14 protein-coding genes and 1 pseudogene are annotated in these 14,259 nt (G+C 41.5%); 11 read left to right on the top strand and 4 right to left on the bottom strand.

Annotated elements, in window-relative coordinates; all coding sequences use genetic code 11:
• The first annotated feature begins 20 nt into the window (after nt 1-20).
• Both H4683_RS12055 and H4683_RS12050 read left to right on the top strand, forming a co-directional pair.
• Entirely contained in the window at nt 21-932 is a 912-nt protein-coding gene (locus H4683_RS12055) for a stalk domain-containing protein (RefSeq protein ID WP_192599093.1), read from the top strand.
• Between the two features lie 160 nt (nt 933-1,092).
• Nucleotides 1,093-2,637, top strand: a complete 1,545-nt coding sequence (locus H4683_RS12050) for an S-layer homology domain-containing protein (protein ID WP_192599092.1) — start codon at nt 1,093-1,095, stop codon at nt 2,635-2,637.
• Between the two features lie 297 nt (nt 2,638-2,934).
• Here the strand turns inward: H4683_RS12050 and H4683_RS12045 are convergent, their stop codons facing one another.
• Together H4683_RS12045 and H4683_RS12040 are read right to left on the bottom strand one after the other, a co-directional pair.
• The gene (locus tag H4683_RS12045) at nt 2,935-4,137 is read right to left on the bottom strand and encodes a YhgE/Pip domain-containing protein (RefSeq protein WP_192599091.1); all 1,203 of its coding nucleotides are present in this window, start codon (nt 4,135-4,137) and stop codon (nt 2,935-2,937) included.
• Nucleotides 4,138-4,195: 58 nt separating this feature from the next.
• A complete protein-coding gene (locus tag H4683_RS12040) occupies nt 4,196-4,777 on the bottom strand; it encodes a TetR/AcrR family transcriptional regulator (protein WP_192599090.1) in 582 nt (193 codons plus the stop codon).
• A gap of 286 nt (nt 4,778-5,063) precedes the next feature.
• On the opposite strand from H4683_RS12040, the gene H4683_RS12035 reads away from it, so the two are divergent.
• The 4 genes from H4683_RS12035 (at nt 5,064) to glpK (ending at nt 9,885) form a co-directional block, all read left to right on the top strand.
• Complete coding sequence (locus H4683_RS12035; RefSeq protein ID WP_192599089.1) at nt 5,064-6,707, top strand: glycerol-3-phosphate dehydrogenase/oxidase; 1,644 nt, start codon at nt 5,064-5,066, stop codon at nt 6,705-6,707.
• Nucleotides 6,708-6,771: 64 nt separating this feature from the next.
• Nucleotides 6,772-7,338, top strand: a complete 567-nt coding sequence (locus H4683_RS12030) for a glycerol-3-phosphate responsive antiterminator (protein ID WP_275403080.1) — start codon at nt 6,772-6,774, stop codon at nt 7,336-7,338.
• 168 nt (nt 7,339-7,506) lie between these two features.
• On the top strand, nt 7,507-8,337 hold the full coding sequence (locus H4683_RS12025) for an MIP/aquaporin family protein (protein ID WP_192599087.1): 831 nt from the start codon (nt 7,507-7,509) through the stop codon (nt 8,335-8,337).
• 54 nt (nt 8,338-8,391) lie between these two features.
• Nucleotides 8,392-9,885, top strand: coding sequence for a glycerol kinase GlpK (glpK, locus tag H4683_RS12020; RefSeq protein WP_420826561.1), 1,494 nt, complete (start codon nt 8,392-8,394; stop codon nt 9,883-9,885).
• A gap of 58 nt (nt 9,886-9,943) precedes the next feature.
• Here glpK and H4683_RS12015 read toward each other — a convergent pair whose 3' ends face one another.
• Entirely contained in the window at nt 9,944-10,165 is a 222-nt protein-coding gene (locus tag H4683_RS12015) for a hypothetical protein (protein WP_192599085.1), read from the bottom strand.
• A gap of 96 nt (nt 10,166-10,261) precedes the next feature.
• Nucleotides 10,262-10,834: a biotin transporter BioY gene (locus H4683_RS12010; RefSeq protein WP_192599084.1), complete on the bottom strand. Its 573-nt coding sequence runs from the start codon at nt 10,832-10,834 to the stop codon at nt 10,262-10,264.
• Nucleotides 10,835-10,931: 97 nt separating this feature from the next.
• On the opposite strand from H4683_RS12010, the gene bioD reads away from it, so the two are divergent.
• The 5 genes and pseudogenes from bioD to H4683_RS11985 form a co-directional block, all read left to right on the top strand.
• A complete protein-coding gene (bioD, locus tag H4683_RS12005) occupies nt 10,932-11,666 on the top strand; it encodes a dethiobiotin synthase (protein ID WP_192599083.1) in 735 nt (244 codons plus the stop codon).
• On the top strand, nt 11,644-13,005 hold the full coding sequence (bioA, locus tag H4683_RS12000; protein WP_420826560.1) for an adenosylmethionine--8-amino-7-oxononanoate transaminase: 1,362 nt from the start codon (nt 11,644-11,646) through the stop codon (nt 13,003-13,005). The genes bioD and bioA overlap by 23 nt, the downstream gene beginning before the upstream one ends.
• Nucleotides 13,006-13,176: 171 nt before the next feature.
• Entirely contained in the window at nt 13,177-13,590 is a 414-nt protein-coding gene (locus H4683_RS11995) for a nucleotidyltransferase substrate binding protein (protein WP_225942068.1), read from the top strand.
• A complete protein-coding gene (locus H4683_RS11990; protein ID WP_225942067.1) occupies nt 13,578-13,871 on the top strand; it encodes a nucleotidyltransferase family protein in 294 nt (97 codons plus the stop codon). The genes H4683_RS11995 and H4683_RS11990 overlap by 13 nt, the downstream gene beginning before the upstream one ends.
• 87 nt (nt 13,872-13,958) lie before the next feature.
• Nucleotides 13,959-14,198: pseudogene (locus tag H4683_RS11985) on the top strand (GNAT family N-acetyltransferase); the annotation flags it as partial.
• Between the last annotated feature and the right edge of the window lie 61 nt (nt 14,199-14,259).

The following is a 14,259-nucleotide window of genomic DNA, read 5'->3' as shown; positions in this document are numbered from 1 at the left end:
GAGAAGTGAGGAGAGTTACTATGAAAAAGATTGGCACAATCGCATTGGCAGCATTATTAACAGCAAGTGTGATCGGTAGCTATTCAGCACTGGCACAAGAAGAAGCTGTCCAAGTCATCAATGAAAAAAAGGAGGAAGCAACAAATTATATGCGTTTTTCTGGAAAAATCACGGAAACTGAAAGTGGAGACAACGAAATCAGACTGACGGTTGAAAATGAAGACAAGATGCTCATGATTTTACGCATTAATGACGAATCCCAGTTATACAATAGTGGGACGGCAAAATCACTTACCAAATCCGACTTGAAAAAAGGCGCAACAATTGAAGCTTTTTATGATAAAAACAAGCCGATGATTCTAATTTATCCCCCAACTTTGACACCTGAACTCGTCATCGTTAAAGACGAAAGTGTATCCGGTGAAGTGAAGGTCGGTAAATTCGATAAGAATTTCCTTAGCCTTGATGGTAAATTGAAACTAAACATAGGTAAAGATACCATGCTGTTGAATCAACAAGGTAAAGCCATTAAAGAAACAGAATTACATGGCGAGGAACTGATTGTCTTCTATGCAGTAACGACGAGAAGCCTTCCGCCACAAACAACACCGTCTAAAATTATTACGTTGAATCATTTTAAGGATGATACGTTGAACGTGCAAGAAATCATCGCCAATGATCATTATATGAAAAATGGCGTAAAAATGATTCCACTTCGCAAAGTAGCGGAACACCTCGGTTACAAGGTACTGTCTCAACCAAAAGTTGACGGTGCACTCGTCACTCTGCAAAACAGTTCATTCACGATTAAACGTGGTGAAAAAACATACGGTTATAACCGTAGTATCAGGAATTTTGAAGTTGCTCCTGAACTAAGAGATATGACAACGTATGTATCAGAAGACTTCCTTGAACTGTTAATCCAACAATAAAAACGAATAAGCGTGGTTAACTAGACTACTAGCTTGAAACAATGGGACTGTCTTACGACAAGGCAGACGTTTCAAGCTTTTTTTACTCTCTGAAACTATACATAATCTCCATAATCCTGTACGGTATACATAGGATTACTAACCAAAAGGGAGATGCCAAATGACCAAGAAACTACTACCATACCTACTTGCTATCCTACTCGTATTCACGACATTTGGGACAGCACTCGCCGCACCCCTTTTCAAAGACGTGGGGGACAACTACTGGGCGAAAGCTGAATTGGATTTTTTGATAAAAAGAGGAATTATCATAGGGAATTCTACTGCAAATTTCGGTGTCAATGAAGAAATCAGACGTCTGGAAGCTTCAGAAATGCTAATCAAAGCGCTGAAACTAGATACGAATAATCGTCCGGCTCTAAATTTTATAGACATCAAACAGGGTGAACCCGGATATGCAATCATTTCAACAATTGTAGATGAAGGCATCATGAATGGGACTGCCGAAGGTGAATTCAAACCGAACGATAACTTGACTCGTGCTCAAATGGCGGCGATTCTTGCCAGAGCTTTCGATTTAAAAGGGTCATCTGCTAGTGATTTCCGAGATGTCAGCGCGAAACATTGGGCATCTAGTTTTATTAAAACCCTTTCTGCCAATGAAATCACGACGGGCTATTCGGATAATACATATAAACCGGCTGCGTCAATCACACGCGCTCAATTTTCCGTATTTCTTGCAAGGATTTTGAATCCCGACTTCAAGCAGCCAATCGCTTGTTACAAGCCGGATAATTCGAAAATACAGACGGTCAATGTGGCTGTGACGACGCTTTGGAAAGAACCCAATAAAGCGCGCACCGTCGATCGTCCATCCACTACAAATGTCGTTGACATAGCGAAATGGACAAAGAATATGACATTGCAGCAGAAACAAGGGCTTGTAGGAAAAATCGAAACACAAGCATTGTACGGGCAAGAAGTTGTTATTTTGAAAAGTAGTGGGGACTGGGTTCAAATCGCCGTAAAAGAGCAAACTTCACCGAAAAATAAAGCGGGCTATCCAGGATGGGTGCCGAAAGCACATATTACGGAAAGTTATCCAAATTACAAAGACTGTAAGGTTGCAATTATCAGTACCCCAACAGCCCCACTTTACAATGACGCGAAAACAACCAGTGAATTTATGGATATCAGCTTCAATACATCGCTTCCAGTTATTAAAGATGAGGCGGGTTGGCTACATGTTCAAACACCAGCAGATGGTGTGAAATTTATTCGTAAACAAGACGTCGAAATTTATAAAAATAAAGCAGCTATTCCGAAACCGACGCAAAAAGATATTATCGATACAGCAAAAAAATTCACAGGCCTCGCTTATCTATGGGCAGGCACTTCAGGCTTCGGCTTAGATTGTTCCGGTTTCACCTATTCCGTCTACAAACAACATGGAATCGCAATTCCAAGAGACTCAACCGTCCAAGCTGTTAATGGTACGCCAGTATTATTGAAAAATTTACAACCGGGTGACCTATTATTCTTCGCGCACCAAAAAGGCAAAGGACCAGTGCATCATGTCGGCATGTATATCGGCAACGGACAAATGATCCACTCCCCGAACCCGAAAAAAAGCGTCGAAATCATCTCCATTAACACCGCAGCATACAAATCAGAGTTTTCAGGAGCAAGACGCTATTTGAAATGAAGTAAAACACCACGAGCGAACACGGTTATAAATCGTGTTCGCTCGTGGTGTTTTTTTATGCACCAAGCGACCAATAAATTAATCAAGCGACCGTTTCCACGAGCGAAGCGACCAATTAAGCAATCAAGCGACCATTTCCACGAGCGAAGCGACCAATAAAGGAATCAAGCGACCGTTTCCACAAGCGAAGCGACCAATTAAGCAATCAAGCGACCATTTCCACGAGCGAAGCGACCAATAAATTAATCAAGCGACCAATTCCACAAGCGAAGCGACCAATTATCAATTCCAAACAATTCAATGGTTCATCACTGCATTAATTTCCAATATACCTTTTCTATTCCGCTTAATCGCAACCGCGCCAGCAGAGATAATCAAAGTGACAATAACAATAATGAACAGAGATTGGATATTTTCTCCGATGCTCGTACTGCTCCCACCAAAAATAATCGTGTAATAGCCATCCGCTCCATATGTTGCTGGAAGAAATGTTGCCACTTTCCCATACCAATCAGACAGCAATGCCTTCGGTACAAGAACGCCCGACGTAACAAGTTGCAGCGACAATGCCAAAATATTGAACACCATCCCGGCGTTTCCGAACATTAAAACAAAAACTTGCGCTAACGATAAGAAAGCCCAAAACATCATCGCTTGAAAAAAGTAGACTGTTAACATCGGTTCTTGACTTGAAATTTGGAACAAGCCCATTAAGCTTATTGTCAATAAAGGAAGTAGGAAAGCGACTCCTATATTGATTAATTGTCTACTGAAAAACAAATCCCATTTCGAAACGGTTCCGTCAAGTGAACTCGCAGCTGCTTGATGTTGCATCACCATGACCATTGCACCAACGAAAGAAGAGATAATCACCATGAAAGGCACTAAATTTGCTGCGAATCCCTCCGCAGTATTCGTTTTCATAACGGAGGCTTCAATCGGATGATCTTTCAACGATTCTAGCGCAAATAATACAGCTTCGCCAACGCCTTTAGCAACTTCTTGTTGAACAGGGAGCTCCTCAAGCTGTTGCATAAACCTCCCCGCAACTTCGGTTTGCTGGATAGGATACATACTCCGGTTCACTTGATCAGTTACTTGAACAGCCACACTTTCCATCATTGTTTTTGCCAAGCTTGCATTCGCCTGATTAATCCAATAGACGATGTTAGCATCATCACCTGATTGAATCGAGTCAGTAAGATTGGATGGTATTTGAATTATCATGTCAATATTTCGATCATTCATTGCACCTTGTGCCTGCTCAATTGATGTAAACGTTTCAACAGTAAACGGCAACGACTTAGAAATTTGCTGAGCCACTTGTTCGCCAATCACACGATCCTCATTTAATAGTCCGACACTCAAATTTCCGGTCCGCTCATGCACGCCATCATAAGCCGTCATCCAAATCGTAAAGAAAATAAGCTGAAACAGTATTGCTGCCATGATACCTATATATGTTTCTCGAACCTTAAACAACGCTTTTAAACCCTTCATACTAACTCCCCCTAGCTAATTAAGTAAGTGCTTGCTTGCATGTATGATAAAATTTTTTCTAGGGAGTGATTCCCCTAGAAAAAATGGACGTGCTTGTCTGCAATAAATCCTCGATAGAAAGTTGGGACACACTTGATCCCAATCGTGCACGTGAAATGAAAAATCCGAAATTCAAAGCTATAAAAGCCATCGCTGTAGCTTCAATATTAGTATCCGCCAATTTCCCTCTGTCCTTCATTTTAGAAAAATACTCCATCAATTCTCGTTTGATAATCAGCGGAACGTTTGCGATTTCTTCATCGATTTCGGGAAATTGAATCGCCTCTTTAAAGCTAATCATAACGAAATCTTTGATTGACATCATGTATCGAAAATATTCCATTGAAAAATGAAAAAGGTCCGTTTCCAACTCCCAAGTTACATCTTTTTGAAGCATTTCTTTTAATAAAGGACTATATGAAAATGTAGCAACAATCGCTTTCAAAACGCCTCTTTTATTACCAAAGTGACGGAAAATAGTTACTTCATTGACCCCTGCCAACTCCGCAATTGCCTTCGTCGTTGCTGCTGTGTACCCTTTTTCACTAATTAACTTGAGGGCAGCGTCTAGTATTCGATCTGGTGTCGGTTGTGTAGTCAAAATTAATCACATCCTTTTATTACTATGTAAGTGTATACTTGCATGTTACGTCAAAGTGGGAAAGAATGCAATAGGAAGAATTATGTTCATGCCAGGCACCTGTACGATTTCGAATTCGAACAGCCTTATACTTTATAATAAGATTGACTTATGTTAAACTTAAGACAAGTTAATATCTATGGTTTGAGCTACTGAGAGACCTCATTAAATGGTTGCCCCTTGCAATCGTTTTATTGAGGTCTCTTTTTTATAGAATTTGTTCCGAAATCGAGAGGAGAAAAATAAAATGACTACATTTTCATCTTTAAATCGTGAAACTATCTTTAACAGATTAAACACGGAGGAATTTGATTTACTTGTCATCGGTGGGGGTATTACAGGCGCAGGTATCGCTTTGGATGCTTCGGCACGCGGATTGAAGACTGCGCTTGTCGAGATGCAGGACTTCGCTTCTGGCACATCAAGTCGTTCCACTAAACTCGTCCATGGCGGATTGCGTTATTTGAAGCAATTTCAGATAAAAGAAGTTGCGGATCTCGGGAAAGAGCGCGCAATCGTCTATGAAAATGGACCTCATGTTACGACCCCAGAGTGGATGCTCCTTCCTTTCCATAAAGGCGGCACATTCGGGAAATATTCGACATCCCTTGGATTGAAAGTGTATGATTTTCTCGCGGGTGTGAAGAAATCTGAAAGAAGAATGATGCTATCAAAGGAAGAAACGATTAACAAAGAGCCCCTCGTTAAAAAGGAGGGATTATTAGGTGGAGGTATTTACGTCGAATACCGTACGGACGATGCTCGTCTAACAATTGAAGTCATAAAAGCGGCTGCTGAAAAAGGGGCTGTCATCGCCAACTACACAAAAGCGGAAGCCTTCCTTTATAACAATCAAGACAGAATTGCTGGGGTACAAATTTCGGATGAACTGACAAAGAAGAAAATTTCTATAAAAGCAAAAAAAGTGATCAATGCTGCGGGTCCTTGGGTTGATGAAGTGAAGGGAATTGAAGGCAAGACGAAAGGAAAACATCTGATTTTAACGAAAGGTGTGCACTTAGTCTTTGACCAAAAAGACTTCCCGTTGCACCAAGCAGTCTACTTCGATACGCCCGATAAACGCATGATTTTCGCTGTACCAAGAGCCGGGAAAACGTATGTAGGTACAACTGACACTTTCTATGAAGGTGATCCGAAAGAGATGCAGATTACGGAAGAAGATCGCACCTATCTATTAGGCGCAATCGACTACATTTTCCCGAGCCTGAAGTTGACGCCACAGGATGTCGAGTCGAGTTGGGCGGGAGTCAGACCTCTCATTCATGAAGACGGGAGAAATCCTTCTGAAATTTCGAGGAAAGATGAAATTTGGGAATCAGAAAAAGGATTAATTACGATGGCAGGTGGGAAATTAACCGGTTATCGGAAAATGGCCGAAACAGTTGTTGATAAAATTACAGCTCAGCTTGAGAAAGAAAACAATCTTTATTTTGATAAATGCAAAACGAAAAACATGCCGATTTCAGGAGGGGATATGGGCGGGTCCTCCAAAATGAAATCATTTATGGGAAAGGCGATGGAAAAAGGGCAAACGCTAGGATTTACGGAACTAGAAAGCCGGCATTTAGCGGCTCTTTACGGAACGAATATCGATCAGGTCCTATCGCTAGCAAACGAGATACATCCAATTATTCCACGTTTACTCTATATAAAATTACGCTATGCGATTGAACATGAAATGACTGTTAAACCGACCGATTTCTTTATCCGTAGAACTGGAGACATGTTCTTCAATATAGAAAACGTCAGGGCTGGAAAAAATGATGTCATCGCTGAAATGGCAAACCTATTCGGCTGGTCGAAATCAGAACGACAACAATATGAAGAAGAATTGGAACAAGAGATAACGAGGGCAACAACTGTGAAATAACATGCTATATTGATGATATGAAGCATGACAACTAAAATGAATATGAAAGGAGGAACTACTTATGTTGCCTTTTGATAATCAAAAAATCCTTCCCGCCGCACGAAGCTTAAAGCAGTTTGAACAATTACTAAAATGTCCATTTGAATATATCGTACTGTTGGAAGTGCATGTCGGCAATTTGAAAACCCTTAAACAGGAAGCAGAGAAGCATGAAAAAAAAGTCATTATCCATGCAGATCTCATCCAAGGGTTGAAAACGGATAATTACGCAGCTGATTTTCTATGCAATGACATTAGGCCAGCCGGGATTATATCCACAAGATCCAATATGATTATGAAAGCAAAATCCAAAGGGATCATCGCCATCCAACGAATGTTTCTATTGGACACGATTGCTTTGGAGAAAAGCTATTCATTGATTGATCAGACAGCTCCGGATTATATTGAGATGTTACCAGGCGTTATTCCAGAATTGATTAGCGAGGTGTATGAGCGGACAGGTATTCCAATTATTAATGGGGGCCTAATCCGTACACTAGCGCATGTGAAGGATGCCTTAAATGCAGGTGCAGTGGCCGTAACGACTTCGGACCAAGAGCTTTGGGAATCTTACTATGATAAGAGTAAATAAAAAAGTGTTGACAGATTATTTGAATAAACCTATACTTGGGGTAAGTCAATAAAAAGTGGTTGAGTTTAGGAGTCCACATTTAGATTCTTGCATTATGCAAGATTTTAAATGTGGATTTTTTATGTTCAAATTCAGCCATGGCTAAATGTAATGAAGGGGGAGAAGAGGATGACACCGTTTATGGGGGAATTCGTAGGTACAATGATTTTAATAATTTTTGGTGGTGGAGTTGTCGCTGGCGTGCTGATGAAAAAATCAAAGGCAGAAAATAGCGGATGGATTGTGATTACAATTGGATGGGGACTTGCTGTTGCGATGGGTGTCTACGCAGTCGGCAGTACAAGTGGCGCACACTTAAATCCTGCAGTGACAATGGGACTCGCTTCTATTGGAGAATTCCCTTGGGCAGATGTACCAATGTATATCCTTGCTCAAATGATTGGCGCAATAATAGGGGCAATCATTGTCTACTTCCACTATTTACCTCACTGGAAAGAAACGGAAGACGAAGCGGCAAAATTGGCTGTTTTTGCTACAATTCCGGCAATTCGTCACCCCCTTTCGAATTTGACAAGTGAAGTCATCGGAACTTTCGTGTTGCTTCTTGGTATACTAGCAATAGGTGCAAATGATTTTACGGAAGGCTTAAACCCGCTTATCGTCGGAGCGTTAATCGTTGCAATTGGATTATCACTCGGCGGAACAACAGGATATGCCATCAATCCGGCCCGTGATTTAGGTCCGCGAATTGCACATTTCTTTTTGCCGATACCCGGGAAAGGGAAATCTGATTGGGGTTATGCTTGGGTACCGATTGTTGGCCCGATACTTGGCGGTTCGTTTGGTGCATTATTTTATCAACAAGTGTTCAAAGGTGTGAACAGTATTGCATTTTGGATTGTTGGCGGAATTGTACTTGCTGTATTATTGGCTACACAGTATTCGCTAAGAAAAGATACGGTACAAGTAGTAAAACAAGATATAGCAGACAGAGTGTAAGTCAACGTACTTAGACTATTACCTTTAAAATATAATCCTATGGAGGAGAAACACGTGACTGAAAAATACATCATGGCACTTGACCAAGGAACAACAAGTTCACGGGCGATTTTATTTGATAAAAAAGGAACGATATTTCACACATCGCAACAGGAATTTACTCAATATTTCCCGAAATCCGGCTGGGTAGAGCATAATGCAGACGAAATTTGGAGCTCTATATTAGCAGTAATCGCAGGTGTGCTGTCTGATAAAAATATATCAGCCAATCAAATTGAAGGAATTGGCATTACCAACCAACGGGAAACAACTGTCGTCTGGGATAAAACTACGGGAGAACCGATTTACAATGCAATCGTGTGGCAATCGCGACAGACGGCTGGAATTTGTGATGAATTGAAAGAAAGCGGTTACAATGACTTATTTCGGGATAAAACAGGATTACTCATCGACGCTTATTTCTCTGGAACAAAAGTGAAATGGATTTTGGATAACGTAGAAGGTGCAAGAGAAAAGGCGGAGCGAGGAGAGCTATTATTCGGAACGATTGACACTTGGCTTGTTTGGAAATTATCCGGTGGGAAAACGCATGTAACGGATTACTCCAATGCTTCAAGGACGCTAATGTACAATATCTATGAATTGCAATGGGACAAAGAATTGCTCGATATCTTGGGTGTGCCAGCATCGATGCTTCCAGAAGTGCGTCCTTCCTCTGAAATTTATGGCCACACAGATGAAAATCACTTTTTTGGTCAGGCTACTCCGATAGCTGGCATCGCTGGAGATCAGCAAGCAGCCCTATTTGGCCAAGCTTGTTTTGAAAGTGGTATGGTGAAAAACACCTACGGAACAGGTTGCTTTATGTTGATGAATACAGGCGAGAAAGCCGTTAAGTCCAACAATGGTCTATTGACGACGATTGCATGGGGAGTCGACGGAAAAGTAGAATATGCACTTGAAGGAAGTATTTTTGTAGCTGGTTCTGCAATTCAATGGTTGCGCGACGGACTCCGCATGTTCCGTAACTCGGCCGACAGTGAACAGTACGCTGCTCGCGTTTCATCGACAGAAGGGGTTTACGTCGTACCCGCATTTGTTGGACTGGGTACACCCTACTGGGACAGTGATGTAAGGGGAGCAATTTTCGGATTGACACGTGGAACGGAGAAAGAACATCTTGTCCGGGCGACACTGGAATCCCTTGCCTACCAAACAAAAGATGTGCTCGATGCAATGGAAGCAGATTCCGAAATCTCCTTAAAAACATTACGTGTAGATGGTGGAGCCGTTGCAAACAATTTCTTGATGCAATTCCAATCAGATATCCTAAATGTGCCGGTCGAACGCCCATTAATTAGCGAAACGACCGCATTAGGCGCCGCCTACCTAGCAGGTCTCGCAGTCGGATTCTGGAGCGATCGTTCTGAAATCGCAGCACATTGGCAACTGGATCGACCTTTCGAACCAAAAATGGAAGCGGATCGCCGTGAAGAATTATACAGTGGGTGGAAAAAAGCTGTGAACGCAGCTATTGCATTTAAATAAAACAGCTCAAATACCAGATTGCAAGACAGCCTTGTGTTGTCTTGTAGACTGGTATTTTTTAATTAATTATAAGAGTAAGTTTATATGCCAGCTGCCGAAGCGACTGATTCCACCATCGAAGCGACCAATTTTTGAACCAAGCGACTGATTCCATCATCGAAGCGACCAATCTTCGAACGAAGCGACTGATTCCATCATCGAAGCGACCAATCTTCGAACGAAGCGACTGATTCCACCATCGAAGCGACCAATCTTCGAACGAAGCGACTGATTCCACCATCGAAGAGACCAATCTTCGAACCTAAGCGACTAAGAAAACTACTAAAGTGGTCGCGGCATTGTAATGGGCAAGCAGAAAGGATTGGTGGTTGAAAATTTATACGACAGATTGCTTCTGTAAAGGTTTTTGCTTCAATGTTTTTTGCAGCCTTGGCAACATCCCTAATGATAGAATGGTTACGACGATATCGAGTGGCAAATACGCCGTCATCCAAGACCATGCCATGGTATAACTGAATCCCTCAGGTGCCGCCAACCAGTATTTGAAGGCGAAATACATATAATTCGTACCAATCACGTAGTTCGCGACAATTGCCAATGCACCTGCACCGATAGAGTTGAAAATGGATTGCTTTTCCCTTTCAAAGAATTTCCCGACAATATACGCAACAAAGATGAATGAAATGACATAGCCGAAAGTCGGACTGAAAATACTTCCCGGCCCACCTTTGAATTGTGCAAATATGGGAGCCCCCACCAGACCCAGGAACAGATAAGCTCCCATCGAAAAACTCCCAAGCCTACTTCCGATCAATCCACCCGCTAAAATCGCAAATAGTAGTTGAAGTGTAATCGGCACCGCACCAATCATTAATAAAGGTGAGACGTTCGCTCCAACCCCCATCAATGCTGCAAATAATGAACAAATCACAATTTCTTTTGCTTTCATTTCTATCCCTCCGAATAAATATTTCTGCGAACCTTCAAATAATATGTTAACATAAAACTATATTTAGTTAACTTATTTTATTTTGGAGGCTTGTAATATGACCGTTTTTTTCATTACGGGAACAGATACAGATGTTGGGAAAACAGTAGTTACATCGTTGTTCGTGAGCTTCATGAAATCGTATGGCTATCACTGTGCACCGTTTAAACCAATTCAGTCAGGGGCGGTTCAACGGGACGGTGAATGGATTGCGCCTGATCCCGAAATTTACCAGCTCGTAACTGAACATCAAGAAATGAAGGACTTGTATGCGTATTTATTGGAAAAACCGTGTTCTCCCCATTTAGCGGCAGCGCATGAACAAGTTCAATTTGATTTTTCTTTTATAAACAATAAAGTAAATAAATTGGAAAAGGCATATGATGGAGTTATTTTAGAAGGGGCTGGCGGACTGTATGTTCCATTAATCGAAGATGGCTATTGCATGATTGATTGGATGGAAGAGCTTCATGTTCCGACGATCTTAGTAGCAAGAGCAGGAGTAGGAACGATTAATCATACAGTCCTTTCTGTTGAAGCGTTGGTCAGAAGAAAAATTCCAATCGCAGGGATTATTTTTAATCACCTACATGAAGAAGAAGAAGGGATTGTAAAAGACAATATACACATGGTGGAGAAGTTGACGAAAGTTCCAATCATTGGCACTGTTCCTTACCGTGAAAATATTCTGGACGTACTTGCTGATCAAGATGAAAGACAAAAATGTTATGCAGATTGGGAAATAAATGTATTCAGGGAGGCTTTTGCAGATGAATCCGCAACAATTGCTTGAGAAAAGTAAAAAATATATGTGGCTGCCGTTTACGCAGATGTCAGATTATGAGCAGAATCCGTTAATTATTGAAAGTGGAGAAGGGGTCATTGTTAAGGACGTCTTCGGTAAGGAATATCTAGATGCGAACTCTTCATTGTGGTTGAATGTTCATGGCCACAGGAAAAAAGAACTCGATGACGCTATTAAAAAGCAACTGGATCTGATTGCGCATTCAACATTACTGGGAGCGGCGAATGTCCCGTCCATCAAGCTCGCTGAAAAATTGATTGAGATTGCGCCGGAAGGGTTAACGCGCGTGTTTTATTCTGATAATGGAGCTACAGCTGTGGAAATTGCTGTGAAAATGGCCTACCAATATTGGCAGAATAAAGGGGTCAATGAAAAAACGAAGTTTGTGACATTAAGCAATGGTTATCACGGGGATACGGTTGGTTCAATGAGTGTTGGTTCAATCGAATTGTATCATAAAGTATATACATCCTTACTTTTCGATTCCCTTGTCATCCCGTTCCCATCCATTTATCGCCATTCGTCAATGGATGGACAAGTCGTCCGAAATGAAAGCTTGCAGTCGCTACGAAAACTACTTGAGAAGCAGCACAGTGAAATAGCGGGAATGATGGTTGAACCGATGCTACAAGGAGCAGGCGGGATGAACGTTATGCCCAAAGGATACTTGAAGGGCGTTGAAGCATTATGCCGTGAATTTAATATCCTATTGATTGTCGATGAAGTTGCGACAGGTTTTGGTCGTACAGGGAAAATGTTTGCCGTAGAGCATGAAGGCGTCCGACCGGATTTAATGACGGTGGCGAAAGGAATCACGGGTGGCTATCTGCCTGTGGCGGCTACGCTGGCGAGCGAAGAAATATATGAAGCTTTCTACGGTGAATATGAAGAGATGAAAACCTTTTTCCATGGGCATTCCTACACAGGAAATCAGCTTGGATGTGCAGCAGGTCTAGCGAATCTTGAAATTTTCGAGAAAGAAGGATTGGTCCAGCAGGCGATGGAAAAGGCGGATCTGATAAGCGAGTTGTTTGAAGGATTGAAGGAACTTGAACATGTCGGTGATATTCGCCAGTGCGGAATGATGTGTGGAATCGAACTAGTGAAAGATCGAGCCACGAAGGAGTTGTTCCCGTTTGAGCTCCGTGTCGGCTACCAATCAACATTAAAAATGAGGGAACTCGGTATGTTGACGAGGCCACTCGGTGACGTAATCGTCTTTATGCCGCCGCTCGCCGCGACGCATAATCAATTGAAAGAGATGGTGAGCATTTTAAAACAAGGTATAGTGTGGGCAACGACGGAGTATGCGAGGGTGAACAGATAACAGCGTGATTTTTGCCTAGTACCAATCACTCATTCATACGCGAAATTTAAACAACCACGATTATTCAAACTTTAATGTTTTGGTAGCTGTACTGCCTTGACATATCGTTAATTATTTTCCGGAAATGTAGTATAGTTAAGGTAAATGATGTGTTTGATAGGAGTGATGATGATGGAGGATACGTTGCGCAAGTTGCGACAAAGTTTTAAAAACCTTGAACGTGCGCTTTCAAGGTTGGAGGAAGCGTTGCAAGAAGATGAAAAGAATAGTCTGATGGTGGATGGGACAATACAGCGATTTGAGTTTACGATTGAAATTTATTGGAAGACGTTAAAACGATTGTTGCTATCAGAAGGAATTGAAGCAAAAACGCCTAGAGAGACTTTAAAAGAAGCATATCAGGCGGGGTGGTTAGCTGATGAAGAAGCATGGCTCCAGATGCTGAAAGACCGCAACGAGACTTCCCATATTTACGACGAGGAGATGGCGTTGCGAATCCTGCATAATATACAACGTTATTTTCCCGAGATGAAGACTACTTTTTTAAACCTGAAAGGCCGGTATGAAACGAAATGGATGGGATGAATAAAGAGTTGGTGAATCAGCTGCAAATGATGGCAAACCGGTTTCCTGCTATTGAGTCAATTTTATTATTTGGTTCGAGAGCTTATGGAGATTACGGAGAGTTTTCGGATATTGATTTGGCAGTCAAGGCGCCGAAAATGTCTACTAAGGACTGGTTAGCATTTTCGGAGCAAGTCGAGGAAGAGTTGGATACATTGCTAAAGATTGATTTGATTCGTTGGGAGATTGCGTCGACAAAGTTGAAGAATGAAATAGCAGCTTGTTATCAAGTACTTGTTTGATTGTACGGTGACAGTCACTCATTCAATCGTGAAAATTAAAACAATCACCTTTATTCTAATTGGTGTAATTGTTTTAGTGCCTGTCACCATCTTTCAAAGGATAAAGAGGGCTCAATTCTTGGGAGAATGAATTTAATAGATATTGAGGAACCTCAAGGTATTGCCCATCTAGGATATAGGGTTGGGCAAATTCATACAGGCAAAGGAATTGCAAATAGAGCATTGAAATTATTAGTCGAAAAAGTAGTAGAAGAAGGCAGAATAAAACAAATTGAAGCGAAAGCAACAACCAACCTGAATTATTCACGCATGTACGAGAAATCGTGAATTTAGCTAGAATTCATGATCACGTATTTTGATTTTGTAAAATCTATCATCTTTTGTGATC

The sequence above is a fragment of the Sporosarcina limicola genome (assembly GCF_014873855.1).
Taxonomy (GTDB): domain Bacteria; phylum Bacillota; class Bacilli; order Bacillales_A; family Planococcaceae; genus Sporosarcina; species Sporosarcina limicola.
Note: the sequence above shows the minus strand (reverse complement) of the source record. Positions and strands in the feature narration are given on the sequence as shown.

Coding starts and splice junctions, on each gene's coding strand:
- H4683_RS12045 (WP_192599091.1), bottom strand. CDS start 4,137: ATGAAGGGTTTAAAAGCGTTGTTTAAGGTTCGAGAAACATATATAGGT.
- H4683_RS12025 (WP_192599087.1), top strand. CDS start 7,507: ATGACACCGTTTATGGGGGAATTCGTAGGTACAATGATTTTAATAATT.
- H4683_RS12055 (WP_192599093.1), top strand. CDS start 21: ATGAAAAAGATTGGCACAATCGCATTGGCAGCATTATTAACAGCAAGT.
- bioA (WP_420826560.1), top strand. CDS start 11,644: ATGAATCCGCAACAATTGCTTGAGAAAAGTAAAAAATATATGTGGCTG.
- H4683_RS12035 (WP_192599089.1), top strand. CDS start 5,064: ATGACTACATTTTCATCTTTAAATCGTGAAACTATCTTTAACAGATTA.
- H4683_RS11995 (WP_225942068.1), top strand. CDS start 13,177: ATGGAGGATACGTTGCGCAAGTTGCGACAAAGTTTTAAAAACCTTGAA.
- H4683_RS12010 (WP_192599084.1), bottom strand. CDS start 10,834: ATGAAAGCAAAAGAAATTGTGATTTGTTCATTATTTGCAGCATTGATG.
- H4683_RS11990 (WP_225942067.1), top strand. CDS start 13,578: ATGGATGGGATGAATAAAGAGTTGGTGAATCAGCTGCAAATGATGGCA.
- H4683_RS12050 (WP_192599092.1), top strand. CDS start 1,093: ATGACCAAGAAACTACTACCATACCTACTTGCTATCCTACTCGTATTC.
- H4683_RS12015 (WP_192599085.1), bottom strand. CDS start 10,165: ATGGTGGAATCAGTCGCTTCGTTCGAAGATTGGTCGCTTCGATGGTGG.
- bioD (WP_192599083.1), top strand. CDS start 10,932: ATGACCGTTTTTTTCATTACGGGAACAGATACAGATGTTGGGAAAACA.